Annotated in this window: 24 protein-coding genes; 15 read left to right on the top strand and 9 right to left on the bottom strand. The window is 63.3% G+C overall.

Annotated elements, in window-relative coordinates:
• Nucleotides 1-494: 494 nt before the first annotated feature.
• The 5 genes from B4I46_RS01600 to dksA form a co-directional block, all read right to left on the bottom strand.
• A complete protein-coding gene (locus B4I46_RS01600; RefSeq protein ID WP_043863805.1) occupies nt 495-1,931 on the bottom strand; it encodes a sigma-54-dependent transcriptional regulator in 1,437 nt (478 codons plus the stop codon).
• Nucleotides 1,932-1,953: 22 nt separating this feature from the next.
• The gene (locus B4I46_RS01595; protein WP_162484883.1) at nt 1,954-4,908 is read right to left on the bottom strand and encodes a sensor histidine kinase; all 2,955 of its coding nucleotides are present in this window, start codon (nt 4,906-4,908) and stop codon (nt 1,954-1,956) included.
• A complete protein-coding gene (locus B4I46_RS01590) occupies nt 4,892-5,068 on the bottom strand; it encodes a hypothetical protein (protein WP_003250005.1) in 177 nt (58 codons plus the stop codon). Before B4I46_RS01590 ends, B4I46_RS01595 begins: the two co-directional genes overlap by 17 nt.
• Nucleotides 5,069-5,325: 257 nt before the next feature.
• Nucleotides 5,326-6,213, bottom strand: coding sequence for a tRNA glutamyl-Q(34) synthetase GluQRS (gene gluQRS / locus B4I46_RS01585; RefSeq protein WP_043863803.1), 888 nt, complete (start codon nt 6,211-6,213; stop codon nt 5,326-5,328).
• A gap of 66 nt (nt 6,214-6,279) precedes the next feature.
• Entirely contained in the window at nt 6,280-6,726 is a 447-nt protein-coding gene (gene dksA / locus B4I46_RS01580; protein ID WP_043863802.1) for an RNA polymerase-binding protein DksA, read from the bottom strand.
• A gap of 210 nt (nt 6,727-6,936) precedes the next feature.
• On the opposite strand from dksA, the gene B4I46_RS01575 reads away from it, so the two are divergent.
• Complete coding sequence (locus tag B4I46_RS01575) at nt 6,937-8,109, top strand: pyridoxal phosphate-dependent aminotransferase (RefSeq protein WP_078481321.1); 1,173 nt, start codon at nt 6,937-6,939, stop codon at nt 8,107-8,109.
• Nucleotides 8,109-8,819 (top strand): DNA/RNA nuclease SfsA, encoded by a 711-nt coding sequence (gene sfsA, locus B4I46_RS01570; RefSeq protein ID WP_043863800.1) that lies wholly within the window; start codon nt 8,109-8,111, stop codon nt 8,817-8,819. Before B4I46_RS01575 ends, sfsA begins: the two co-directional genes overlap by 1 nt.
• On the opposite strand, the gene B4I46_RS01565 is transcribed toward sfsA, so the two are convergent.
• On the bottom strand, nt 8,812-9,129 hold the full coding sequence (locus B4I46_RS01565; protein ID WP_058540543.1) for a Rieske (2Fe-2S) protein: 318 nt from the start codon (nt 9,127-9,129) through the stop codon (nt 8,812-8,814). The two genes, sfsA and B4I46_RS01565, sit on opposite strands and share 8 nt — an antisense overlap.
• 166 nt (nt 9,130-9,295) lie before the next feature.
• Here B4I46_RS01565 and B4I46_RS01560 point away from each other — a divergent pair, with 166 nt between their 5' ends.
• From B4I46_RS01560 to B4I46_RS01545, 4 genes are read left to right on the top strand one after another with little or no spacing between them, the layout of a single operon-like run.
• Entirely contained in the window at nt 9,296-10,177 is an 882-nt protein-coding gene (locus B4I46_RS01560) for a heme/hemin ABC transporter substrate-binding protein (RefSeq protein ID WP_043863798.1), read from the top strand.
• 50 nt (nt 10,178-10,227) lie between these two features.
• Nucleotides 10,228-11,211, top strand: a complete 984-nt coding sequence (locus tag B4I46_RS01555) for a FecCD family ABC transporter permease (protein ID WP_177333020.1) — start codon at nt 10,228-10,230, stop codon at nt 11,209-11,211.
• Entirely contained in the window at nt 11,211-11,978 is a 768-nt protein-coding gene (locus B4I46_RS01550) for a heme ABC transporter ATP-binding protein (RefSeq protein WP_043863796.1), read from the top strand. Before B4I46_RS01555 ends, B4I46_RS01550 begins: the two co-directional genes overlap by 1 nt.
• A gap of 10 nt (nt 11,979-11,988) precedes the next feature.
• Nucleotides 11,989-12,888 carry a ChaN family lipoprotein gene (locus tag B4I46_RS01545; protein ID WP_286898289.1) on the top strand — a complete coding sequence of 300 codons (900 nt, stop codon included), beginning with the start codon at nt 11,989-11,991 and terminating at the stop codon, nt 12,886-12,888.
• A gap of 247 nt (nt 12,889-13,135) precedes the next feature.
• On the opposite strand, the gene B4I46_RS01540 is transcribed toward B4I46_RS01545, so the two are convergent.
• The 3 genes from B4I46_RS01540 to B4I46_RS01530 form a co-directional block, all read right to left on the bottom strand.
• Entirely contained in the window at nt 13,136-13,408 is a 273-nt protein-coding gene (locus tag B4I46_RS01540) for a TfoX/Sxy family protein (protein ID WP_043863794.1), read from the bottom strand.
• Between the two features lie 167 nt (nt 13,409-13,575).
• The gene (locus tag B4I46_RS01535) at nt 13,576-13,920 is read right to left on the bottom strand and encodes a pentapeptide repeat-containing protein (RefSeq protein ID WP_043863793.1); all 345 of its coding nucleotides are present in this window, start codon (nt 13,918-13,920) and stop codon (nt 13,576-13,578) included.
• Between the two features lie 104 nt (nt 13,921-14,024).
• The gene (locus tag B4I46_RS01530; protein ID WP_043863792.1) at nt 14,025-15,587 is read right to left on the bottom strand and encodes an AAA family ATPase; all 1,563 of its coding nucleotides are present in this window, start codon (nt 15,585-15,587) and stop codon (nt 14,025-14,027) included.
• A 118-nt stretch (nt 15,588-15,705) separates the two neighbouring features.
• Here B4I46_RS01530 and mrcB point away from each other — a divergent pair, with 118 nt between their 5' ends.
• The 9 genes from mrcB (at nt 15,706) to msrQ (ending at nt 25,542) form a co-directional block, all read left to right on the top strand.
• The gene (gene mrcB / locus B4I46_RS01525) at nt 15,706-18,027 is read left to right on the top strand and encodes a penicillin-binding protein 1B (protein ID WP_054916525.1); all 2,322 of its coding nucleotides are present in this window, start codon (nt 15,706-15,708) and stop codon (nt 18,025-18,027) included.
• A gap of 27 nt (nt 18,028-18,054) precedes the next feature.
• Nucleotides 18,055-18,792: a hypothetical protein gene (locus B4I46_RS01520; RefSeq protein WP_054916524.1), complete on the top strand. Its 738-nt coding sequence runs from the start codon at nt 18,055-18,057 to the stop codon at nt 18,790-18,792.
• On the top strand, nt 18,792-19,121 hold the full coding sequence (locus B4I46_RS01515; protein ID WP_258660060.1) for a YqcC family protein: 330 nt from the start codon (nt 18,792-18,794) through the stop codon (nt 19,119-19,121). The genes B4I46_RS01520 and B4I46_RS01515 overlap by 1 nt, the downstream gene beginning before the upstream one ends.
• A 422-nt stretch (nt 19,122-19,543) precedes the next feature.
• Entirely contained in the window at nt 19,544-21,268 is a 1,725-nt protein-coding gene (locus B4I46_RS01510) for an acetolactate synthase 3 large subunit (protein WP_286898281.1), read from the top strand.
• Between the two features lie 2 nt (nt 21,269-21,270).
• The gene (gene ilvN, locus B4I46_RS01505) at nt 21,271-21,762 is read left to right on the top strand and encodes an acetolactate synthase small subunit (protein ID WP_043863788.1); all 492 of its coding nucleotides are present in this window, start codon (nt 21,271-21,273) and stop codon (nt 21,760-21,762) included.
• 53 nt (nt 21,763-21,815) lie between these two features.
• On the top strand, nt 21,816-22,832 hold the full coding sequence (gene ilvC / locus B4I46_RS01500; RefSeq protein ID WP_043863787.1) for a ketol-acid reductoisomerase: 1,017 nt from the start codon (nt 21,816-21,818) through the stop codon (nt 22,830-22,832).
• A 146-nt stretch (nt 22,833-22,978) separates the two neighbouring features.
• Nucleotides 22,979-23,839 (top strand): CDP-diacylglycerol--serine O-phosphatidyltransferase, encoded by an 861-nt coding sequence (gene pssA / locus B4I46_RS01495; protein ID WP_043863786.1) that lies wholly within the window; start codon nt 22,979-22,981, stop codon nt 23,837-23,839.
• A 63-nt stretch (nt 23,840-23,902) separates the two neighbouring features.
• Nucleotides 23,903-24,916, top strand: coding sequence for a protein-methionine-sulfoxide reductase catalytic subunit MsrP (msrP, locus tag B4I46_RS01490; RefSeq protein WP_054916522.1), 1,014 nt, complete (start codon nt 23,903-23,905; stop codon nt 24,914-24,916).
• A complete protein-coding gene (gene msrQ, locus B4I46_RS01485) occupies nt 24,916-25,542 on the top strand; it encodes a protein-methionine-sulfoxide reductase heme-binding subunit MsrQ (RefSeq protein ID WP_058540540.1) in 627 nt (208 codons plus the stop codon). The genes msrP and msrQ overlap by 1 nt, the downstream gene beginning before the upstream one ends.
• Nucleotides 25,543-25,547: the final 5 nt, after the last annotated feature.

Genomic DNA, 25,547 nt, shown 5'->3' with positions numbered 1-25,547 from the left:
GTGCCCTACCCACAAAACCGCAAGGCTTGTGGGTGTTCTCCCTAACCGGGAGTCAAGAGCAAACGGATTGCTTTGGTCGCTGAGGTTGCAGTGATCATGCGATCCAACCAGTTCAGGCCCTGCTTGAGTGCAGTTTTTGTTGTTCTCTGCCTGGTTGTGGGGCAAGCCCCAAATACAACTCCTCTCCAAAAGAATCAGTTAGCTGCGCCTCCGCCGTCTTGTTCTTATTGTGCGTGAGCCGATTCGTCTTATTTTTATTGTCTTTTGCAGTGCTTGTTATTGTTCTTGTACCGAACATATAGCAGGTGCCGTGCCAACTTTTGCAAACCCCAGTAAAACAAGGGGTTAGGCGGTTTTGGGGGCGTCTGGCGGGCATAAAAAAACCGGGGATTCGTTACCGTATGCCCCGGTTTCTGTTACGTGATCAGCGTGAGGTAACATTTTTTTCACACGCCCTGGTGTTACCTGCCGGTAACACCGGTGCGCGTGCTGGCTCAGCTTTCGCTGGTGGCCCCGCTCTTGCGCCGCGGGATACCCAGGCGCTGACGACGTTCCCACAGGCATTTGCGGCTGACACCGAGCTTGCGGGCCAGCTCGGTCTCGGTCATGTGGTCCTGATGTTCGAGTACAAAGTGCTGGAAGTAGTCTTCCAGTGACAGGTCTTCGGTCGGTTCGTGGCTGGTGTTGCTGGCGGCGCCGCCGGCAGACGGCAGGCCGGCGAACACGTCATCGTCTTCCAGGTCGGCCAGCTCGATGTCGATGCCCAGCAGGTCGGCAGAGATTTCCGGGCTTTCGCACAGGATCACCGCGCGCTCCACGGCGTTTTCCAGTTCTCGCACGTTGCCCGGCCAGGAGTAATGACGAATGGCCTGTTCGGCGTCATGGGCGAACTTCAGGTCGTTGCGCCCGATGCGTGCGCTCTGGCGGGCGAGGAACGCATTGGCGATCTCGTTGACGTCGGCGCCACGCTCGCGCAGGGCGGGCAGCTTGAGGGCGATCACGTGCAGGCGATAGTAAAGATCTTCGCGGAACTGGCCGACCTTGGCCAGGTTCTTCAGGTCGCGGTGGGTGGCGGCAATCAGGCGCACATCGACCTTTTGCGATTGCACCGAGCCCACCCGTCGGATCTCGCCTTCCTGCAGTACGCGCAGCAGGCGGGCCTGGGCTTCGAGCGGCAGTTCGCCGATCTCGTCGAGAAACAGCGTGCCCCCGTCGGCCGCTTCGACCAGGCCGGCACGGCCGGCGCTGGCGCCGGTGAACGCGCCCTTTTCGTGACCGAACAGCTCGGACTCGATCAGGCTTTCGGGAATCGCCGCGCAGTTGACCGAAATCATCGGCGCCTTGGCCCGGCGTGACAGGTTGTGCAGCGCGCGCGCCACCAGCTCCTTGCCGGTACCCGATTCACCCTGAATCAGTACATTGGAGTCGGTGGGCGCGACCTTGCGGATCTTGCCGTACAGGTCCTGCATCGGCGGGCACGAGCCGATGATGCCGATTTCGCCATTGGCATTGCCCGGCTTGTCCGCCGGGGCCGCCTTGGCGCCGGCGCTGCTGCGCTCGGCAGGGGCGGCGGGGGCGTTCTGGCGGTCGCGCAGGATGCGGGCGACGGCCTGGAGCATCTCGTCGTGATCGAAGGGCTTGGCGATGTAGTCCACTGCGCCCATCTTCATCGAGTCGACGGCCGAGCGCAGGCTGGCGTAGCTGGTCATGATCAGCACCGGCTTGCCTTCGCCCAGCTTGATCAGCTCGGTACCCGGTGCGCCGGGCAGGCGCAGGTCGCTGACAATCAGGTCGAAGCTCGGAATGCTGAAGCGTTCCTGGGCCTCCTGTACCGAGCCGGCTTCGCTGACCTGGTACTGGTTGCGTTCGAGCAGGCGACGCAAGGCCGAGCGGATGATGGTTTCGTCTTCGACGATCAGAATATGCGGCATTGATTCAATTCTCTCGACGGTCTCAGTTCACAGCGGACGTCGCTACGACATGACGCGGCAGGGTCACACGGATCCGGGTGCCACGCTGGCTTTGAGTATCGGCCGGGCTGTCGATGGTGATTTGTCCATAATGCTCTTCCACGATGGAATAGACCAGAGCGAGCCCCAGCCCGGTGCCTTCGCCCGGATCCTTGGTGGTGAAGAAGGGTTCGAACAGCCGGTCCATGATGCTCTTCGGAATGCCGCTGCCTTCGTCCTCGACGATCAGGTCGACGGTGTGCTCGCTGGCTTCGCTCTTGACCCGTACCGCCGTGCCGGCCGGCGATGCATCGCGGGCGTTGGACAGCAGGTTGATGAGTACCTGCGCCAGGCGCTGCGGATCGCCGTCGACCCAGTGCTCGGGGTCGCACAGGTTGAAGAACTGTACTTCGAAATTGCGCCGGTTCAAGGCCAGCAGACCGATGGCATCCTGCGCCACTTCGGCCAGGCACACCGGTTCGTCACTGTGCTGGTGGCTGCCGGCGTGGGCGAAGCTCATCAGCGACTGGACAATGCGCGAGATGCGTTTGGTCTGCTCCAGGATCTGGCTGCTCAGCTCGGTGATCTCGCCGTCGTCCTCGCGCTCTTCACGCAGGTTCTGCGCCAGGCAGGCGATGCCGGTGACCGGGTTGCCGATTTCGTGGGCGACCCCGGCGGCCAGGCGGCCGATGCTGGCCAGGCGCTCGGAGTGCACCAGCTTGTCTTCGAGCATCTGGGTTTCGGTGAGGTCTTCCACCAACAGCACCAGGCCGCTGTTGCCAGGTGCCAGGGGCTCGTCGATGGCCGCCTTGTGCAGGTTGAGCCAGCGGGTCTGCCCGTCCAGGCCCAGGCGCTGCTTGTGCAGGTGCTCGTCGGGCACGTTGATGAACCCCAGCAACAGGCCGCGCCAGGGTTCGCCGATGGTGGTCAGGCGCGAGCCGACCACACGCTTGGCGGGGATGCCGGTCAGCTCTTCCATGGCCCTGTTCCACATCAGGATCTCCTGATCCTTGGCCAGCGAGCAGACGCCCATGGGCAGCTCCTGCAGGGTCTGGCGGTGGTAGCGGCGCAGGGCATCGAGCTCGGCGGCCAGGCCGGTGAGGCGCGAGTGATAGTCTTCCAGGCGGCTCTCGATGAAATGGATGTCTTCGGTCACGTAGTTCTCGCTGCCCGACTTGTACGGCAGGAAGGTCTCGACCATGTCCTGTGCCACGCTGGGGCCCATCAGGCCCGACAGGTTGGCCTCGATGCGGTCGCGCAGACGTCGCAGGGCGTACGGGCGGCGTTCGTCGAAGGGCAGGTACAGGTCGCGCAGGGCTTGCTCGACTTCTTTCTGCGCGGCCTTGGCGCCCAGCGGCTTGGCCAGCTGGGTGGCGAATTCCTGCGGCGAGGCGGCGTGCAGTTCGCGCCGTTGCGGACGGCGCACGTTATCCACGGCGCAGGCCTCGGCGGCGGCGACTTCCTCGGCGCTGGCGTTGCTGAACAGCGAGATCAGGGTGAACAGCAGCACGTTGGCCGCCAGCGAGGCGATCGCCGCCATGTGCCAGCTGGTGTCGTCGAGCACATAGATCATGTTCAGCAGCGGAATGTAGAAGCCCTGCAGGTTGCCCACCAGCGGCAGCAGCATGGTCACCATCCACACCAGGATCCCCGCCAGCAGGCCGGCGATGAAGCCGCGCCGGTTGGCGGTGGGCCAGTACAGCACCGACAGCACGCCTGGCAGGAACTGCAGGGTGGCAACGAAGGCGACGATGCCCAGGTTGGCCAGGTCCTGCTGGGCGCCGAGCAGCAGATAGAAGCCGAAACCGGCGGCGATGATCGCCACGATCAGCGCGCGGCGCGTCCATTTCAGCCAGCGATAGATGTTGCCTTCGGCCGGCGGCTGGTACAGCGGCAGCACCAGGTGGTTCAGCGCCATGCCCGACAGCGCCAGCGTGGTGACGATGATCAGCCCGCTGGCGGCGGATAGCCCGCCGATGTAGGCCAGTAGCGCCAGGGCCTGATTGTTGGCGGCGATGCCCAGGCCCAGGGTGAAGTATTCCGGGCTGGTGCTGGCGCCCAGCTTGAGCCCGGCCCACAGGATAAGCGGTACCGCCAGGCTCATCAGCAGCAGGAACAGCGGCAGGCCCCAACTGGCGCTGACCAGCGAGCGCGGGTTGAGGTTCTCGGTAAAGGCCATGTGGTACATGTGCGGCATCACGATGGCCGAGGCGAAGAACACCAGCAGCAGGGTGCGCCACGGGCCTTCCTGCAAGGGTGTGTGCAGCGCGGCGAGGGCGGTCTGGTTCTGCAGCAGCCACACCTCCAGCTCGTGCGGGCCGCCGAACACCCCGTACAGCGCATACAGGCCGATGCCGCCCAACGCCAGCAGCTTGACCACCGACTCGAAGGCGATGGCGAATACCAGCCCTTCGTGTTTCTCGCGGGTGGCGATATGGCGTGAGCCAAAGAAGATGGTGAACAGCGTGATCATGGCGCAGAAGGCCAGGGCCACGCGACTCTTGACCGGCTCGCCGGTGAGGATGCTGATGGAGTCGGCCACGGCCTGGATCTGCAGGGCCAGCAGCGGCAGCACGCCGATCAGCATGAAGATCGTGGTGAGGGCGCCGGCCCAGGTACTGCGAAAGCGGAACGCGATGAGGTCGGCCAGCGACGAGAGCTGGTAGGTGCGGGTGATCTTCAGGATCGGATAGAGCAGCACCGGGGCGAGCAGGAATGCACCGGACACTCCCAGGTAACAGGCCAGGAAACCGTAGCCGTACTGGTAGGCCAGGCCGACTGTACCGTAGAAGGCCCATGCGCTGGCGTACACGCCCAGCGACAGGGTGTAGGTCAGTGGGTGGCGAATGATCGAGCGCGGGATCATGCCGCGCTCGCTGATCCAGGCCACGCCGAACAGCACCAGCAGGTAGGCGGCGCTGATCAGGATCATCTGGGTCAGGCTAAAGCTCATCGGCATCACGTTGGCTCTGCAGGATAAAGGTCACGACGATCAGGATCAGCCACAGCAGGTAGGGGCGATACCAGGCGCCGGTGGGTTCGATCCACCAGTCCATGATGGCCGGGGAGAACAGGTAGATCCCCACTACCAGAAGCAGGACCAAGCGATAGATGTACATGCGGGCCTCGTTGGCTGTGGACGCTGCGTGCCTGGGCTTATTATTGGCGCAAATCGGCGTCGATGGTAACGGAAGGGCCGGTGCCTGCAAACGACCTTCGCCAGAATGCCCAACGAATTGAATTTGTTGGGCTTTGTGCAAGCTGTTCCGGCCTCTTCGCTGCCCAGGTTCTGTACTGGCCTTGAGGGCAACGGTGCACCGATGGGCGCTGGCCTGCCAGCGAAGGGCTCAACGCCTGTGTCAGCAGTGGGCAGCGATCAATGAAGGTCGGCTTCGGGCACGCTCAGGCGCCGGGGCAGGGCGTCGGTATTCCAGTGCTGGGCGGCGTGCGCGAGTACCTCGCTCGGCGTACCCAGCGCCATGCCCGCCTCGACCGGTTGGCCGAGAGCACGCAAGGCCCGCAACAGCAAGGGTGTGGCCTGGTCCGCTGGCAACGGTGCCGAGCGATACGACTTGCCCAGCTTGTGCCCGTCGGGCTGAGTGATCAGCGGCACATGCAGGTAGCGCGGCTGCGACAGGCCCAGCAGCTCCTGCAGGTACAGCTGGCGCGGGGTGTTGTCGAGCAGGTCGGCGCCGCGCACGATATCGGTCACGCCTTGCCAGGCATCGTCCAGCACCACTGCCAGCTGGTAAGCGTACAGGCCATCGCGGCGCCGGATCACGAAGTCGCCCACCTCGCGTCCCAGGTGCTGCTCGAAGCGGCCCTGCAGACGGTCGGTGAAGTGATAGCTCAGCTCCGGCACGCGCAGGCGAATGGCCGCGTCCTCCTGGGCGTGGCCCAGGTTGCGGCACAGGCCCGGATAGATACCGTTGTACCCTTCCAGCTGCTTGCGCGAACAGGTACAGGCGTACGCCAGGCCCTGCTGGAACAGGCGCTGCACCACGGCGGCATAGGCGTCGTGACGCTGGCTCTGGTACACCACTGCGCCGTCCCAGTGCAGGCCGTAGTTTTCCAGAGTGTGCAGGATGGCGGCCTGGGCGCCGGGGGCTTCGCGCGGCGGGTCGATGTCTTCCATGCGCAGCAGCCATTGCCCGCCCACCGCGCGTGCGTCCAGCCACGAGGCGAGGGCGGCGACCAGCGAGCCGAAATGCAGAAAACCACTGGGGGTGGGGGCGAAGCGCCCGATGTAGCGCGGGGTGTTCATCACAGGCGGGTAGATCCGACAGCCATAAATGAAACGGGGCGCCTTGAGCGCCCCGTTCTGTTCAGGTCAGGCCTTGCCGACCTGTTTTTCCTTGATTTCCGCAAGGTTCTTGCAGTCGAAGCACTTGTCGGCGGTAGGGCGGGCCTCCAGGCGGCGCACACCGATTTCAACACCGCAGTCTTCGCACCAGCCGTAGTCCTTGTCCTGGATCAGTTGCAGCGTCTTGTCGATCTTCTTGATCAACTTGCGCTCGCGGTCACGATTGCGCAGTTCCAGCGCAAACTCTTCTTCCTGGCTGGCACGGTCTGCCGGGTCGGCAAAGTTGGCTGCCTCTTCCTTCATGTGGTCTACAGTCCGATCCACTTCCTTCATCAGGTCCTGCTTCCACTTGTTCAGGATGGAGACAAAGTGGGCCCGCATGTCATCGCTCATGTACTCCTCACCCTTACCAGCTTCATAGGGGGTGAAGTCGCCAACGGCTTGAACGGTTTGTTTCTTTTCTTGGGTGGACATGAATAGACCGCCTCTCACTCTTCTAATCCATTGCGCAGGCTTCTCCATCTCCGGCGCCCGCCGGCCCTGCGACTGCGAGCCGCCGAACTTACCAGATCGAATCGGGGCGCGCTACTCCCGGTTGTCTCCCCGGTTGACCACGGCTTTACCCACACGTTCGTTCCCATGCATGGGTAGAATCATCATTTTAGACCCATTTGAGAGAAGGCCATGGCCCAGCCCTACAGTGCGCGCAGTCGCGCCATCGAACCCTTTCACGTCATGGCGCTGCTGGCGCGGGCCAACGAACTGCAGGCAGCCGGGCATGACGTGATCCACCTGGAGATCGGCGAGCCGGACTTCACCACTGCCGCGCCCATCGTCGAAGCCGGCCAGGCTGCCCTGGCCGCAGGCCACACGCGCTACACCGCGGCACGTGGCCTGCCTGCGCTGCGCGAGGCGATTGCCGGGTTCTATGCCCAGCGTTACGGGGTGAACATCGACCCGCAGCGCATCCTGATCACCCCGGGCGGCTCGGGCGCATTGCTGCTGGCGGCCAGCCTGTTGGTCGACCCAGGCAAGCACTGGCTGCTGGCCGACCCGGGCTACCCGTGCAACCGGCACTTTCTGCGCCTGGTCGAGGGCGGTGCGCAACTGGTGCCGGTCGGCCCCGAGGCCAACTACCAGCTCAATGCCGACCTGGTCGAGCGTTACTGGGACAACGAGACCGTCGGTGCACTGGTGGCCTCGCCCGCCAACCCCACCGGCACGGTGCTCGACCGCGAGCAACTGGCCAGCCTGTCGCAGGCCACCCGTGCGCACAATGGCCACCTGGTGGTCGACGAGATCTATCACGGCCTGACCTACGGCATCGACGCCCCCAGCGTGCTGGAAGTCGATGACGAAGCCTTCGTGCTGAATAGTTTCTCAAAATATTTCGGCATGACCGGCTGGCGCCTCGGCTGGCTGGTAGCGCCGCCTGCAGCGGTCGCCGACCTGGAGAAGCTGGCGCAAAACCTCTACATCAGTGCGCCGAGCATGGCCCAACATGCTGCGCTGGCCTGTTTCGAACCGCGCACGCTGGCGATTTTCGAGGAGCGTCGCGCCGAGTTCGCGCGGCGTCGCGACTTCCTGTTGCCGGCCTTGCGCGAGCTGGGCTTCGGTATCGCGGTGGAACCGCAAGGCGCGTTCTACCTGTACGCCGATATCAGCGCGTTCGGCGGTGATGCCTTCGCGTTCTGCCAGCACTTCCTCGAAACCGAACACGTGGCCTTCACCCCGGGCCTGGACTTCGGTCGTCACCAGGCCGGGCACCATGTGCGGTTTGCCTACACCCAGAGCCTGCCGCGCCTGCAGCAGGCGGTCGAGCGGATCGCCCGCGGTTTGCGGAGTTGGCAAGGCTGATGCGTTTTTTCCCCGAACTTGAGCAGGCGCGCCTGCTGCGTCGCTACAAACGTTTTCTGGCCGACATCGAACTGGCCAACGGCGAACAGATGACCATCCACTGCCCCAACACCGGGTCGATGCTCAACTGCATGCTGGAGGGCGGCAAGGTCTGGTTCAGTCGGTCCAGCGACCCCAAGCGCAAATTGCCGGGCACCTGGGAAATCGCCGAGACCCCGCAAGGCCGGCTGGCCTGTGTGAACACCGGGCGGGCCAATGCCATCGTCGAAGAGGCGCTGCACGCCGGGCGCATCACCGAGCTGGCCGGCTTCACGGCGCTCCGGCGGGAGGTGGCCTATGGCGAGGAACGCAGCCGCATCGATTTTCGCCTGGAGTACCCCACAGGGCCGGCCTATGTCGAGGTCAAGAGCGTGACCCTGGGCTTCGACGGCTCGCGGATAGCGGCGTTTCCCGACGCGGTGACCCAACGTGGCGCCAAGCACCTGCGCGAACTGTCGGCACTGGTGCGCCAGGGTGTGCGGGCGGTGCAACTGTATTGCGTGAACCTGAGCGGCATCGATGCGGTGCGCCCGGCCGAGGAAATCGACAGCGCCTATGCCGCGGCCTTGCGTGCAGCGGCAGCCGAAGGTGTCGAGGTGCTGGCCTACGGCGTGCACCTGGACGGCGAGCAGATCAGCATCGACCGCGCATTGCCGGTGATGCTCACGTAATGAGCCAGATGCCCTGGCTGTCTTCCCGGCAGTCCAGGGCCTGCAATGCATCCCCGGTACAGGGGCCGGCCACGCATTCACCGGACTCCGGCACGAACAGTGCGCCGTGATGAACGCAGGCGATCAGTTGGGCGCTGGGGTCCAGGAATTGGTCTGCCTCCCAGTTCAGGCCGATGCCACGATGCGGGCAGCGGTTGCGGTACAGGTAGACGCGGCCCTGGCGACGTACGCCGAACAGGTCGATGCCTGCGGCCTTGAAGCCACGGCTTTGGCCCTCGCCCAGATCGGACGGGCGGCAAAGAAGGTGCATGGGTAGGTTCACTTGAAGAAACGAGAGTCGGCTTGACGTCCAAATGCAAATAATTATCAAATTGCCCGCAGTGGCCGTGCCCGGCGTCTTTATACCGCGAGTACGGGCACTGCCCAACCGTTATCCACCTGGACAACGGTCCGCCTTCATCTAAGGAAGCCTTGCTATGCGCCGACGTGCCAGCCTGATTGCCCTGTGTATCGGGCTTGTTTTCAACTCGGCGGCCCAGGCCGAACCCCTGGCCGCCCGCTGGGTCAGTGCCGGCGGTGCGCTGAGCGAGTGGGTGGTGGCGCTGGGCGGCGAGTCGCGGCTGGTGGGCGTCGACACCACCAGCCAGCACCCTGCGAGCCTCAAGGCGCTGCCCAGCATCGGCTACCAGCGTCAGCTGTCGGCCGAAGGGGTGCTCAGCTTGCGCCCGGACCTGCTGGTGGGCACTGAGGAGATGGGCCCGCCAGAGGTGCTCAAGCAGCTCCGGGGGGCCGGGGTGAAGGTGGAGCTGTTTTCGAGCACGCCCGAGCTGCAGGCCGTACATGGCAACCTCCGGCAATTGGGCCGTCTGATGGGCGACGAGGCACAGGCAGAGCGCCTGTTCGGCGAGTACCGGCAGCAGCTTGACGGGCTGGCGGCACGAATCAAGGCAGTGCAGGGCAATCAGGCGGCCCCGGGCGTGATTCTGCTGGTGGGGCATGGCGGTGCCAAGCCGATGATCGCGGGCAAGGGGACCGCAGGCGACTGGATGATTCGCCAGGCCGGCGGGCGCAACCTGGCCGACAATGACGGCTACAAGAACTTCTCGGTCGAGGCGCTGGCGGCGCTGAACCCCCAGGTGCTGGTGTTTGCCGATCGCAGCCTGTCGGGCGAGGCGGCGCTGCAGGCCCTGCTCAAGGAAAACCCGGCGCTGGCGGCCTCTCGCGCAGCACGGGACAAGCGTCTGGTCGAACTTGACCCGACCTTGCTGGTGGGCGGCCTCGGGCCGCGTCAGCCGGCCAGCCTGCAAGCGCTGGCGCAAGCCTTCTACCCGGCGGCCAAGGCGCAACTGGCCCCATGAATCGACTGGTACCACCGCGTGCTCTGTTCATCGGCCTGAGCCTGCTGTGCCTGTTGGCGGTGTGGCTGTCATTGGCCCTGGGGCCGGTCAGCCTGCCGTTGCTCGACACCCTGCGAGCCGGGCTGCGCCTGATAGGCGTGCCGATTCAGGCCCAGGGGCTGGAGCAGGCCGAACTGATCCTGGGCCAGATTCGTCTGCCGCGCACCTTGCTCGGGCTGGTGGTCGGCGCGGTGCTGGCGATTTCCGGGGTGGCGATGCAGGGCCTGTTTCGCAACCCGCTGGCCGACCCCGGCCTGGTCGGGGTGTCCAGCGGTGCTGCACTCGGGGCGGCGGTGGCGATTGTGGGCGGCAACTGGCTGGGGGGCGTGCCCGAGGTGTTCGCGCCCTATCTGTTGTCGATCTTCGCCTTTCTCGGCGGGCTGGGCGTGACGGCGCTGGTCTACCGGTTGGGCCGGCGGGACGGTCAGACCAGTGTCGCCACCATGCTGCTGGCGGGCATCGCCCTGACCGCCCTGGCCGCCTCGGTGGTGGGGCTGTTCACTTATCTTGCCGATGACGCCACGCTGCGTACGCTGACGTTCTGGAACCTGGGCAGTCTCAATGGCGCAAGCTACCCGCGCCTGTGGCCGTTGTTGCTGGTGGCGGTGGTGGTGACCTGGTGGCTGCCACGCCGGGCCGAGGCGCTCAATGCCCTGCTGCTGGGTGAGTCGGAGGCGCGCCACCTGGGTATCGAGGTCGAAACACTCAAGCGCGAACTGGTGTTCTGCACCGCGCTGGGCGTGGGGGCGGCGGTAGCGGCGGCGGGGTTGATCGGTTTTGTCGGGCTGGTGGTGCCGCACATGGTGCGACTGTTGTCCGGCCCCGACCATCGCGTGTTGCTGCCGGCGTCGCTGCTGGCCGGAGCGTCGCTGCTGCTGTTCGCCGACCTGATCGCGCGGCTGGCACTGGCGCCGGCAGAACTGCCGATTGGCATCGTCACTGCATTTATCGGTGCCCCCTTCTTCCTTTTTCTGCTGCTACGGGGGCGTGCCTGATGCTACGGGTGGAGAACCTGCAGGTGGTGCGCGGGCAGACCCGGGTGCTCGATGGCATCACCCTGGGCATCGAGCCGGGGCAGGTGCTGGGTGTGCTGGGCCCCAATGGTGCTGGCAAGAGCACCTTGCTCGCAGCGTTGTGCGGCGAATTGCCTGCCCATCATGGCCGTGTGCTGCTGGATGAGCGTGCGTTGGGCGACTGGAGCGGGCATGAGCGGGCACAACGCCTGGCGGTACTGCCGCAGACTTCAAGCCTGGGCTTTGCGTTTCGTGTCGAGGAGGTGGTGGCCATGGGGCGACTGCCCCACCGCACCGGTCAGGTGCGCGACCAGGCAATCGTTGTCGAGGCACTGGAGGCGGCGGATGCCGGGCACCTGGTGGGGCGCAGTTACCTGGCGCTGTCGGGGGGCGAGCGTCAGCGAGTGCACCTGGCGCGGGTGCTGGCGCAGCTCTGGCCAGGGGGCGACGGCTGCACGCTGTTGCTCGACGAGCCGACGTCCATGCTCGACCCCCTGCATCAGCACACCACGTTGCAGGCGGTCAGAGCCTTTGCCGACCGTGGTGCGGCGGTACTGGTGATCCTGCATGACCTGAACTTGGCGGCGCGCTATTGTGACCGCATCCTGCTGCTCGAACGTGGCTGCCCGCATGCGCTGGATACCCCTGAACAGGTGCTTCGGCCCGAAGCGCTGCGCGCCGTGTTCGGCCTTGAAGTACTGGTTCAACCTCACCCCGAGCGGGGGCACCCGCTCATCATCGCCCGCTAGGAGCTCGCCCATGCCTCGCACGTTGCTGTTTGGCGCCCTGTTGCTGCTGGCGTTGGGACTGAGCGCTTGCCAGTCCGGCGCAACGTTGGCGCCACTGCCGCAGTGGCAAGGCCCGCAGGGGCGCGAGCATGCCGAACTGGGGCAGATCCGCGAGTTGAGCACAGGCCGGTTACTGACACCGGAGCAACTGGTCCGGCGCCTGGCTGCGGCACCGCGGGTGCTGGTGGGGGAGCAGCACGACAACCCCGATCACCATGCCTTGCAGTTGTGGTTGTTACGCGCGCTGGAGCAGCAACGGCCGCAGGGCAGCCTGCTGTTGGAGATGCTGGAGCCGGCGCAGCAGGCGCGGGTGGATGCACTCAAGCAGCAGCCCACGCTACCGGTCGACCTGGTGTCGGCGCTGCACTGGCAATCAGGTTGGGATTGGGCCCTGTATGGCCCGATCGTGCGCCATGCGCTGGGGCAGCCCTATCCGTTGCTGGCGGCGAACCTTGATCGCGCCGAGGTGCGGGATATCTACCGCCAGGTACCGAAGTTGGAGGGGCAGCACGCTACGACCGCTGCGGTTACCCAGGCCTTGCTCGACCAGGTACGTGAAGGGCATTGCGGGCTGCTGCCTGAATCGCAGATGCCGGCCATGCTGGCGGTACAGCAGCAGCGTGACCGGCGAATCGCCCAGCGCCTGATGCAGGTGCCGACGCCGGCCCTGCTGTTGGCGGGGGCCTATCACGTGCGCAACGACTTGGGCGTGCCCTTGCATCTGCTGGACCTGGGGGTAGAGCAGGGCACCAGCGTGCTGATGCTGGCGCAGGTGGGGGAGAAGGTGGACGCAGGCATGGCCGATTACGTGTGGTTTACCGCTGGCGTGGCCGAGCAGGATTACTGTGCGAGCCTGCGCAAGGGCGGGTGATACAGGCTGGGAATGTGTGGTGGCCCTTTTTTGCTGGCTTGCCAGTGCATAGGCCATGACAGGCAACTCAAATCCCAGGCAAAAAAAGACCCGGCAAAGTGCCGGGTCAATAACCGTGATTAGCCTGATGAGGAGATAATCTGAGAGTCCGAACCAAGGTCTTTCAGAATATCCAACCAGTCTCGCGACCAGTTGTGATAATCATAACGATTCTCATTTCGAAGTCAATCCTTTCATTCTGCTTATTTCAATTATTTTTGCAGGGCGCCTTGGCATCCAGCTGTTTGTTCAGCGCATCCTTGCGTTCAACGGGGATGTCGTTCCAGTGCACATCCAGCAGCGCGCCTTCTATCGCGTAGAGCAGCACCTTCGAGGCACGAAAGCCGCGGCTGCGTACCGCGTGGTAGGCGTTCACCGCGCCCAGCCGACGAAGGTCCGAGAGACTGTGGATGCCCACCGCATGCAGCCACTGCGCCGACGTCTTGCCAAGATTTTTCAGATGCTGAAGTTCATCGTTCATCAAGCCTCCTTGCGACGGCTGAACGGGTCCTGGAGATTGATTCGTGGGCAGGTCAAGAAGGAGTGTAGCGGCAGTTGGAAAATACGCGGCGTTTTGCCATGGGCGGTGCACGGCGGGGCCTGCAGCCACCGCCGGCATTGCCAGGCGGTGTCTGTCGGCAGATGCTTTCAGCGGGTGCGGTAACGCAGGCGGGTGCCGAAATTGACCGACATCAGAATCTCGTCGGCACTCAGTTCTGCGGGGAAGTAGGTGCCGGAGATCTGCGCATGGGCCAGGCTGGCACCTTCGAGGCAGTTCTCGCGCAGGTCCAGCCCACGCAGGTCGGAGGCGCGAAAGTAGGCGCCACTGAAATCGATGCCCTCGGTGTCCAGCTTGCGCAGGTCCAGCCCTCGAAAGTCACCGTCCTTGAAGTCGACAATGGCGTTCCTGGGCTTCTCACGATTGAATTCCGCGATGTGTTCCTTGTGCACCAGAGCGTATAGCGCGCTGTCGAGCTGGCGTGGCTGGTTCATGAGGGCGCCTCCTTGTGTGGCCTGATGATGGCATTATAGTGCCACTGTGCGGAGGCGCCCGAGATAGAGGCGTGAAGTGTGGACTGCTTCACGCCCTCGCCGTTTTAAAGGCCGGGCAGGCGCTGGCGAATCTGCTTGACCAGTTCATCCAGGCTGCCGCTTTCGTTGGTTTCCACGCGCTTGGCCTTGAGCAGCTCTTCGCCTGTCAGCGGGTCGCGACTGGCTTGCTGGGCGGCGACCACTTCCAGAGTGGCGTCGGACGGGTCGTTCTGGTCGGCCTGGCGCTGTGCCAGCCAGCTGGCGATCACGGCGTCCGGTGCATTGCAGTCGAGGATCAGGAAGGGAACGCCGGTTTCGCTGGCAACGTCGGCGGCGGCCTGGCGCTGTGCCTGCTTGAGGTAGGTGGCATCGATCACCACCGGGAACCCCGCGCGCAGGATTGTCCCGGCCAGCTGATGCAGGTGCTGGTAGGTCTTCTGGCTGGCGTCATCGGCGTAGATGCCTTGTTGCAGCTGACCGGCGGCCTGCTCGGCCTGCTCGCCGAACAGGCGCTTGCGTTCAACGTCCGAGCGCAGGCGAATGGCACCCAGTGCTTCGACCATGCGCATGGCGACATGGCTTTTGCCAACGGCCGACACACCGTGGGTGATGGCCAGCAGGCGCGACGGGATAGCGCTGTAGCTTTCGGCCAGGTTGGCGTAGTTGCGGTACTGACGCAGGGTGGTGGCCCGTTGTACGCCATCGGCGTCGGCCGGCATGCTGAACAGCGCGACCTTGGCCCGCACCAGAGCACGGTAGGCCTTGTAGAAGTTCAGCAGTTCGAGGCCGGCGTAATCGCCGGTGATTTCCAGGTACTGGCTGATGAAGCGCCGCGCCAGCGACTTGAGGCCGCGGTCTTCCAGGTCCATGGCCAGGAACGCCGTATCGGCGTACACATCGGTCAGGCGGAAGGGTTCGTTGAATTCGATGCAGTCGAAAATCACCACCTTGCCGTCGATCAGTGTGGCGTTGCCCAGGTGGATATCGCCATGGCACTCGCGTATGAAACCTTCGGCCTTGCGCGTTTCGAACAGGCCGTGCAGTCGATCGAAGCTGCTGCGCGCCCAGGCCTGCAGCGCATCGAGCTGCACCAGGTCGGCCTTGTCGCTGAGGAACGGGCGAATCTGTTCGAAGTTCTGTTCAACCGGAGCCATCACGCTGTCGGGCGTGCCCAGCGGGTGTTCGACAGCCACTTTCGGTGCGGCCAGGTGGAACTGGGCGATCTGGCGGGCCATCTGGTCGATATGCGCAGCGGTCAGTTCGCCATTGGCCTGCAGCGTGCTAAGCATCTGGTTCTGGGGGAACTGGCGCATTTTCAGCGCGTACTCGATCGGCGCGCCGTCACCTCCCAGCTGCGGGGCCTCGACGCTGCCGGTGATGGGCAGTACTTCCAGGTACAGGTCGTCGGTCAGGCGCTGGTTGAGGCGCAGTTCTTCGGCGCAGAAATGCGCGCGACCCGACAGCTCGGTGAAGTCCAGGAAGCCGAAGTTCATCGGTTTCTTGATCTTGTAGGCGTATTCGCCCGTGAGCAGCACCCAGGAAATGTGCGTCTCGATGACCTGGAATTCCTTTACAGGGTGCGCAAACAGGGCCGGGTTTTGCAGGGCGGCGATCAAGGCTTGGCTCACGGTCGATCCTTCTGGGTCGTGGGAGATTCGAATCGACCATTATGGCGGCAAGCGGGGCCGCTGCAAACCGCCGGAGGGCGTCTGTCGACAAGCCATAAAGTGCGTATAATCCGCCGCCATGACTCGTACCCGATCTTCCCGTACCTCTAAAAAACGCCCTTCTGGCCGCGCGCGCGCCTGGTTGGGCTGGGCCCTCAAGCTCAGCCTGGTCGGCCTTGTGGTGCTGGCCGGCTTTGCGGTTTACCTCGATGCCGTGGTCCAGGAGAAATTCTCCGGCAAACGCTGGACCATCCCGGCCAAGGTCTACGCACGCCCGCTCGAGCTGTTCGTCGGGCAGAAGCTGAGCAAGAACGACTTCCTGATCGAGCTCGACGCCCTGGGCTATCGCCGCGAAAGCGTGGCCAACGGCCCGGGCGCGGCCTCGGTCAATGGCAACACCATCGACCTCAATACCCGCGGCTTCCAGTTCTATGAAGGCATGGAAAAAGCCCAGGGCGTGCGCGTGCGCTTCTCGGGCGACTACGTTGCCGGCCTGAGCGGTACCAATGGCTCGAAGCTCGACGTGGTGCGCCTGGAGCCGCTGCTGATCGGCGGCATCTACCCGAAGAACCTTGAAGACCGCATCCTGATCAAGCTCGATCAGGCGCCGCCCTATCTGCTCGAAACCCTGGTGGCGGTGGAAGACCGTGACTTCTACCACCACTTCGGGGTGTCGCCCAAGTCGATTGCGCGGGCCATCTGGGTCAACACCTCGTCCGGCGCCATGCGCCAGGGCGGCAGTACCCTGACCCAGCAGTTGGTCAAGAACTTCTACCTGACCAACGAGCGCAGCCTCAGCCGCAAGCTCAACGAAGCGATGATGGCGCTGCTGCTCGAAGCCCACTACAGCAAGCGCGACATCCTCGAGGCGTACCTCAACGAGGTGTTCGTGGGCCAGGATGGCCAGCGTGCGGTGCACGGTTTCGGCCTGGCCAGCCAGTTCTTCTTCAGCCAGCCGCTGTCCGAGCTCAAGCTGCACCAGGTGGCGCTGCTGGTGGGCATGGTCAAGGGGCCGTCCTACTACAACCCGCGTCGTTCTCCGGAACGCGCGCTGACACGTCGCAACCTGGTGCTCGACCTGCTGGCCGAGCAGGGCGTGGCGACCCCCGAGGCGGTCGAAGCCGCGAAGAAAATGCCACTGGGTGTGACCAAGCGCGGCAGCCTGGCGGACAGCTCGTTCCCCGGCTTCCTCGACCTGGTCAAGCGCCAGTTGCGCCAGGACTACCGTGACGAAGACTTGACCGAGGAGGGGCTGCGTATCTTCACCAGCTTCGACCCGATCCTGCAGATGAAGTCCGAAGCGGCGATGAACGAAACCTTCAAGCGCCTCAGCGGGCGCAAGGGGGCGGACGAAGTCGAGGCGGCGATGGTGGTGACCAACCCGGAAACCGGGGAGGTGCAGGCACTGATCGGCAGCCGCCAGGCCGGGTTTGCCGGTTTCAACCGTGCCATCGACGCCGTGCGTCCCATCGGCTCGCTGGTCAAGCCGGCGGTGTACCTGACCGCGCTGGAAAAACCGAGCCAGTTCACCCTCACCAGCTGGGTGCAGGATGAACCCTTCTCGGTGAAGGGCGCCGACGGCCAGGTGTGGAAGCCGCAGAACTACGACCGGCGCGCCCATGGCACGATCTTCCTGTACCAGGGGCTGGCCAATTCCTACAACCTGTCGACCGCCAAGCTTGGCCTGGAAGTGGGCGTGCCCAACGTGCTCAAGACCATTGGCCGCCTGGGTGTCAACGTCGACTGGCCGGCCTTCCCGTCGATGCTGCTGGGTGCCGGGGGCATGTCGCCGGTGCAGGTTGCGACCATGTACCAGACCCTGGCCAATGGCGGCTTCAACACGCCGATGCGAGGCATCCGCAGCGTGCTGACCGCCGAGGGCGAGCCGCTCAAGCGCTACCCGTTCCAGATCCAGCAGACCTTCGACCCGGGCTCCATCTATCTGGTGCAGAACGCCATGCAGCGGGTGATGCGTGAAGGTACCGGGCGCTCGGTTTACAGTGTATTGCCCAGTTCGTTGAACCTGGCCGGCAAGACCGGTACCAGCAACGATTCGCGTGACAGCTGGTTCGCAGGGTTCAGCCAGGACCTGCTGGCAGTGGTGTGGCTGGGTCGCGATGACAACGGCAAGACACCGTTCACCGGCGCCACCGGCGCGTTGCAGGTCTGGACCAGCTTCATGCGCAAGGCCGACCCGCTGCCGCTGGACATGCCACAGCCTGACAACGTGGTGCAGGCCTGGGTCGATCCGCATACCGGCCAAGGTTCCGATGCCAGCTGCCCGGGCGCGGTACAGATGCCGTATATTCGCGGCAGTGAGCCAGTGGCCGGCGCCGCCTGTGGCGGCGAGCAGGCACCTGCCGAGTCCGTGATGGACTGGGTCAAGGGCTGGATGAATTAAGCCAAAGCACAGCAAAGAGGGTGTGACGTGAACAAGTGGTTGTTTCCTGCCTTGACGGCACTGGCTTTGCTTACAGGTTGCGCCAGCGTGCAGCGTGGCTCGATCCCCGTAGTGGATTCAGGGACGCGGGTTTCCAACAGCGAGCGAGTGTCGGCCAACCGTGCCGGCGCTGCCGTGAACACCGGTACTCGCCAGGCGCAGGCGATGCCGCAGGATTCCGGGGTGACGGTGATGGTGCCCCAGGGCGCCGGCTCCGAGCCGATCCAGACCTTTGCGGCGCCTACCGGGCCAGCGTCGATCGACACCGGGCCGATTACCCCAGGCCCGCAGAATTCGGCGCCGTTCCCGAGCACCAGCAGCGGTGGCTACAGCGCACCGAGCGCACCCACCGGCATCCCCAGTTCGAACACCGGCAGCGGCGGCCTCTCGGCTGACGAACAGCTCGATGGCCCGGTGCTGGCGCTGTTGACCACGGCGCAGACGCAGCAGACCGGCGGCGATCTCAACGGCGCCTCGTCCAGCCTTGAGCGTGCCCAGCGCATTGCCCCGCGTGAACCGCAGGTACTCTACCGTCTGGCCCAGGTGCGACTGGCCCAGGGCGATGCGGCGCAGTCCGAACAGCTGGCGCGCCGTGCCCTGACCTACGCCAACGGTCGCCCCGATCTGCAGGCCGGCCTGTGGGACATCATCGCCCAGGCGCGCGACAAGCAGGGTGACGCCGCCGGCGCCGCGCTGGCTCGCCAGAAAGCCAAGGTCAGCCTGTAATGGAGGCGCGCATTCTGGCGATTGCAGACCACCTGCTGCTGATAGAGCACGAGCTGCACAGGCAGGGCTGGTGGGCCGCCGAGGCGCCCAGTGCGCAAGCCCTGGCCAGCACCACGCCGTTCGCCGTCGACGCCATGAACTTCGATCAGTGGCTGCAGTGGATCTTTCTGCCGAAGATGAAACAGATACTCGAAAGCGGTGCGCCGCTGCCCAGTGCCTCGGGCATCCTGGTGATGGCTGAAACGGTGTACGTGGATCGGCCGCAAGAAAGTCGCGAGTTGCGTCGTCTATTAGCAGAGTTTGACCAATTGATCAGTGCTTCTGCCTGAATTTCCCTATTTTCACCCTAAGAGCCGCAGATTGTGGCTCTTTTTGTTTCTGAAGTTTGTTTTTCTGCTGCTGTCTTTGTAATTCGTGGTGGCTGCGGATCGTCATTTGGAAAAATTGGCAATAATTTTTCTTGACTTGCAGGCGCAGAATCAGAAGAATCCAGTTTCCGCTGTAGAGGGACTGCCAGAAGCAGACCCGCTAAGCAGATCATGAGGCGCACACCCGCGCCGACCTGTTACACCCCGCAACGCGTTACCTCGCGCTGGGTGGGAAAACCCCGCAACACTTTGGGGCGCTCCCAATACTTGCTCAGTCAGTGCTGACGTAGTCGGCGATTTCGTCGCTCATGCTCTGCTTGGCAGTAAACCTATTAAGACCCGTCCTGCCTGGACGGTATTCTGGCGTTTTAGAGGTGAACAACGTGGAGCTTTTATCTGGCGCTGAAATGGTCGTCCGCTTTTTGCGTGACGAAGGCGTTAAGCACATCTACGGGTACCCTGGCGGTGCTCTCCTGCATGTATACGATGCCCTGTTCAAGGAACCGGAAGTAAGCCACATCCTGGTTCGCCACGAGCAGGCGGCAACCCACATGGCCGACGGCTATGCCCGTGCCACCGGCAAGGCCGGCGTGGTACTGGTGACTTCCGGTCCGGGTGCCACCAATGCCATCACCGGTATTGCCACGGCGTACATGGACTCCATTCCGATGGTCATCCTCTCCGGTCAGGTGCCCAGCACCATGGTCGGTACCGATGCCTTCCAGGAAACCGACATGATCGGTATCTCGCGGCCGATCGTGAAGCACAGCTTCATGATCAAACATGCCTCGGAAATTCCTGAAATCCTGAAAAAAGCCTTCTACCTGGCTGAATCCGGTCGTCCTGGCCCGGTTGTCGTCGATATTCCGAAAGACATGACCAACCCGGCCGAGAAGTTCGAGTACGTCTACCCGAAAAAGGTCAAGCTGCGCTCCTACAGCCCGGCCGTTCGCGGGCACTCGGGTCAGATCCGCAAGGCCGCCGAGATGCTGCTGGCCGCCAAGCGTCCGATCGTCTACTCCGGCGGTGGCGTGATCCTCGGTGGTGGCTCGGCTGCGTTGACCGAGGTCGCGCAACTGCTCAACCTGCCGGTCACCAATACCCTCATGGGGCTGGGTGGCTATCCGGGCACCGACCGTCAGTTCCTGGGCATGCTCGGCATGCACGGCAGCTACACGGCCAACCTGGCGATGCACCATGCCGACGTGATCCTGGCCGTCGGTGCGCGTTTCGACGACCGTGTGGTCAACGGCCCGGCGCGGTTCTGCCCGAATGCCAAGGTCATCCACATCGACATCGACCCGGCATCGATCTCCAAGACCATCAAGGCCGATGTGCCTATCGTCGGTCCGGTCGAGAGCGTGTTGAGCGAAATGCTCGCCACCTTGCGCGAAATCGGCGAGAAGCCTGATCGGGCGGCGATGGATGCCTGGTGGAAGCAGATTGCCGAATGGCGTGGCGACGGCATCATGTTCCCGTACAACAAGGGCGATGGCAGCGTCATCAAGCCGCAGACCGTGATCGAAACCCTGTGCGAAGTCACCAAGGGGGATGCGTTCGTCACCTCCGACGTGGGTCAGCACCAGATGTTCGCGGCGCAGTACTACCGCTTCAACAAGCCGAACCGCTGGATCAACTCCGGTGGCCTGGGCACCATGGGCTTCGGTTTCCCGGCGGCCATGGGCGTCAAGCTGAACTTCCCGGACCAGGACGTTGCCTGTGTCACCGGCGAGGGCAGCATCCAGATGAACATTCAGGAGCTCTCTACCTGCCTGCAGTACGACCTGCCGGTAAAGATCGTCAACCTGAACAATGGCGTGTTGGGCATGGTTCGCCAATGGCAGGACATGGCCTACAACAGCCGTCACTCGCACTCCTACATGGAATCGCTGCCTGACTTCGTCAAGCTGGCCGAAGCCTATGGTCACGTGGGTATTCGCATCACCGACCTGAAGGACCTCAAGCCCAAGCTCGAGGAAGCCTTCGCCATGAAAGACCGGTTGGTGTTCATCGATATCCAGGTCGACAACAGCGAGCACGTCTACCCGATGCAGATCAAAGACGGCTCGATGCGCGATATGTGGCTGAGCAAGACGGAGCGGACCTAATCATGCGGCACATTATTTCCCTGCTGTTGGAAAACGAACCAGGTGCCTTGTCCCGTGTGGTCGGCCTGTTCTCGCAGCGCAACTACAACATCGAAAGCCTGACCGTCGCCCCGACCGAAGACCCGACCCTGTCGCGCCTGACGTTGACCACGGTCGGTCATGACGAGGTGATCGAGCAGATCACCAAGAACCTGAACAAGCTGGTTGAAGTGGTCAAGCTGGTCGACCTGTCGGAAAGCGCGCACATCGAGCGTGAACTGATGCTGGTCAAGATCAAGGCCACGGGTGCGCAGCGTGCCGAGATCAAGCGCACCACCGATATCTATCGTGGGCAGATCGTCGACGTCAGCAGCACGGTCTATACCGTGCAGCTGTCGGGCACCAGCGACAAGCTGGACAGCTTCATCCAGTCGATTGGTACCGCGTCCATTCTCGAAACAGTACGCAGTGGTGTCACCGGCATTGCCCGTGGCGACAAAGTGCTCAGCATCTAACTCAAAAAATTAGCGAATGGCCTGAAAGGGCCGAGATAACCAGGGGTATTTTCATGAAAGTTTTCTACGACAAAGACTGCGACCTTTCGATCATCCAGGGCAAGAAAGTTGCCATCATCGGTTACGGTTCCCAGGGCCACGCTCAAGCGTGCAACCTGAAAGACTCCGGTGTGGATGTCACTGTCGGTCTGCGTAAAGGTTCGGCCACCGTTGCCAAAGCCGAAGCCCACGGCCTGAAAGTGGCTGACGTGGCAAGCGCTGTTGCCGGTGCCGACCTGGTCATGATCCTGACCCCGGACGAGTTCCAGTCGCAGCTGTACAAGAACGAAGTCGAGCCGAACATCAAGAAGGGCGCCACCCTGGCCTTCTCCCACGGTTTCGCTATCCACTACAACCAGGTCGTTCCACGTGCTGACCTGGACGTGATCATGATCGCGCCAAAAGCGCCTGGTCACACCGTGCGTTCCGAGTTCGTGAAAGGCGGCGGTATCCCTGACCTGATCGCCATCTACCAGGACGCCTCCGGCAATGCCAAGAACGTTGCCCTGTCCTACGCCGCAGGCGTTGGTGGCGGCCGTACCGGCATCATCGAAACCACCTTCAAGGACGAGACCGAAACCGACCTGTTCGGCGAGCAGGCCGTTCTGTGCGGCGGTACCGTCGAGCTGGTCAAGGCCGGCTTCGAAACCCTGGTTGAAGCGGGCTACGCGCCAGAAATGGCCTACTTCGAGTGCCTGCACGAACTGAAGCTGATCGTTGACCTCATGTACGAAGGCGGTATCGCCAACATGAACTACTCGATCTCCAACAACGCCGAATACGGCGAGTACGTGACCGGCCCTGAAGTCATCAACGCCGAATCCCGTCAGGCCATGCGCAATGCCCTGAAACGCATTCAGGACGGCGAATACGCCAAGATGTTCATCAGCGAAGGCGCTACCGGCTATCCTTCGATGACCGCCAAGCGTCGCAACAACGCTGCCCACGGTATCGAAGTCATCGGCGAGCAACTGCGCTCGATGATGCCTTGGATCGCAGCGAACAAAATCGTCGACAAGGCCAAGAACTGATCTTGATCTGATGCGATGAAAACGCGGCTTCGGCCGCGTTTTTTCGTTTAGGCAGTCAGCTTCTGGTATAAAGCTTCATCGTTTGCCGGCGAACCCTCGTCGCAGACGTCTGTCGAAACTTTCCAAACCGTTGCAAGGTAATGTCCATGAGCGAACGTCCCGAAGAGCCGAACAAGGCCTCTGACGCCGAAAGCCTGCTACCGATCGATGAGCATGTTGAAGAAGGGCATGACGCCGAAGGACGCAAGGTACGGCATCGCGGCATCTATCTGCTGCCCAACCTGTTCACCACTGCGAACCTGTTCGCCGGTTTCTATTCGATCATCAACTCCATGAGTGCGCAGAGCGCCCTGAGTGCCGGTGATCCGCGCGAAGCGAGCAAGTACTTCGCTTTCGCCGCCATCGCGATCTTCGTCGCCATGGTGCTCGATGGTCTGGACGGGCGTGTTGCCCGCATGACCAACACCCAGAGCGCCTTCGGCGCCGAGTACGACTCGTTGTCCGACATGGTCGCCTTTGGCGTGGCCCCGGCGTTGCTGGCCTTCGGCTGGGCGCTGGGTGACATGGGCAAGGTCGGCTGGATGGTTGCCTTCATCTATGTGGCGGGTGCGGCATTGCGTCTGGCACGCTTCAATACCCAGGTCGGCAAGGCCGACAAGCGCTACTTCATCGGCCTGGCCAGCCCGGCGGCAGCCGGCGTGGTTGCGGGTACGGTCTGGGCGTTCAGCGACTATGGCATCCAGGGTTCCAAGCTCTCGTTCCTGGTGGCGCTGCTGGTGGCGGCTGCCGGCATGCTGATGGTCAGCAACATCAAGTACAACAGCTTCAAGGAGCTGGACCTCAAGGGGCGGGTGCCGTTTGTGGCGATCCTTGTGGTGGTGCTGGTGTTCGCGGTGGTGTTCAGCGATCCGCCACGCATTCTGCTGCTGATTTTCCTCGCGTATGCCGCGTCGGGTCCTATCCAGTACCTGTTGCGTTCGCGTCGCAAGAAAACCACCGAGCAGTGATGTAATTTCCCCAAGGCTCCGTAGTCTACTGGTGCATCAGCTCACCGGTTCTACGGAGTCTTTATGCTTATCAAGCTGTCCCGGCCTTCCGACTGCAAAGAATCGGATATCACGCCTGAGTCCCTCTATCTCTCCCGACGCGCTCTGCTGGGTGGCACTGCGGCTGCATTGGCGGTCGGCAGCTTGCCGCGCTGGGCCGCTGCCGCCGAGGTTTCGCAGTATGCGGACGTCGACGCCGGTGCTGCCCCCAACTGGTTTGCCGAAAAACTGCCGGGCACCCAATGGCAGGCGGTAACGGTCAAGGGTGAAGCGATCACGCCGTTCAAGGATGCCACGCACTACAACAACTTCTACGAGTTCGGTACCGACAAGGGCGACCCTGCTGCCAACGCGGGTGCGCTGCCGACTTCGCCATGGACGGTGGTGGTGGATGGCGAGGTCGGTAAGCCGGGCCGCTATGCGCTCGAAGACTTCATGAAGCCTTATCAGTTGCAAGAGCGCATCTACCGGCTGCGTTGTGTGGAGGCCTGGTCGATGGTGATCCCCTGGTTGGGGTTTCCGATTTCGGCATTGCTCAAGCAGGTGGAACCGACCTCCAAGGCCCGGTACATCCGCTTCGAAACCCTGCAGGATCCAAAGCACATGCCCGGGCAGCGTTCGGGCTTCGCCCTGATCGACTGGCCCTATGTGGAAGGGCTGCGGCTGGATGAGGCGATGAACCCGCTGGCCATCCTGGCGGTGGGCATGTATGGCCGCGAACTGCCCAACCAGAACGGTGCGCCGCTGCGCCTGGTGGTGCCGTGGAAATACGGGTTCAAGAGCATCAAGTCCATCGTGCGTATCAGCCTGGTCGAGCAGCAGCCGCGCACCACCTGGCAGAACATCGCGCCTGAAGAGTACGGGTTCTATGCCAACGTGAACCCCACGGTGGACCACCCGCGCTGGACCCAGGCCCGTGAGCGCAGGCTGCCCAGCGGCCTGTTCAGCCCCAACGTTCGCGATACGCAGATGTTCAACGGCTATGCGGACGAAGTGGCTTCTTTATATAGCGGCCTGGACCTGCGGAAGAACTACTGATGCGCTATCCACTGTTTCGTTTCGCGGCCTTTCTGTTGGCTTGTGTCTGGCCGCTGTACTGGCTGGCCCAGGCTGTGCTCGATGCGCTGGGCCCCGATCCGGGCAAGGTGCTGGTGGACAGGATGGGGCAGGGTGCTCTGGTCATGCTGCTGGTAACGCTTTGCATGACGCCGTTGCAGAAGCTGACAGGCTGGGCTGGCTGGATCGTGGTGCGCCGGCAGCTCGGCCTGTGGTGCTTTGCCTATGTGCTGATGCACTTGTGTGCCTACCTGTTCTTTATCCTCGGGTTGGACTGGGGGCAGTTGGGCGTCGAGTTGCGCAAGCGCCCTTACATCATTGTTGGGAGTTTGGCGCTTGTCGGGCTGCTGGCACTGGCGGTGACCTCCAACCGCTACAGCCAGCGCCGCTTGGGCGCGCGGTGGAAGAAGCTGCACCGGCTTGTTTACGTGATCCTGGGTCTGGGGCTGCTGCATTTTCTGTGGATAGTGCGGGCAGACCTCAAGGAATGGACGGTGTACGCGGTCATCGGTGGGTTGTTGATGCTGCTGAGAGTGCCTTCTATAGAGAAGCGCATTCCCCGTGTGGGAGGACGCAAGCGTGTATCGGTGACGAAAGTTTCAAATTAGCCCTT

Source organism: Pseudomonas sp. UBA7500 (assembly GCF_002478435.1).
Classification (GTDB): Bacteria; Pseudomonadota; Gammaproteobacteria; order Pseudomonadales; family Pseudomonadaceae; genus Aquipseudomonas; species Aquipseudomonas palmensis.
Note: the sequence above shows the minus strand (reverse complement) of the source record. Positions and strands in the feature narration are given on the sequence as shown.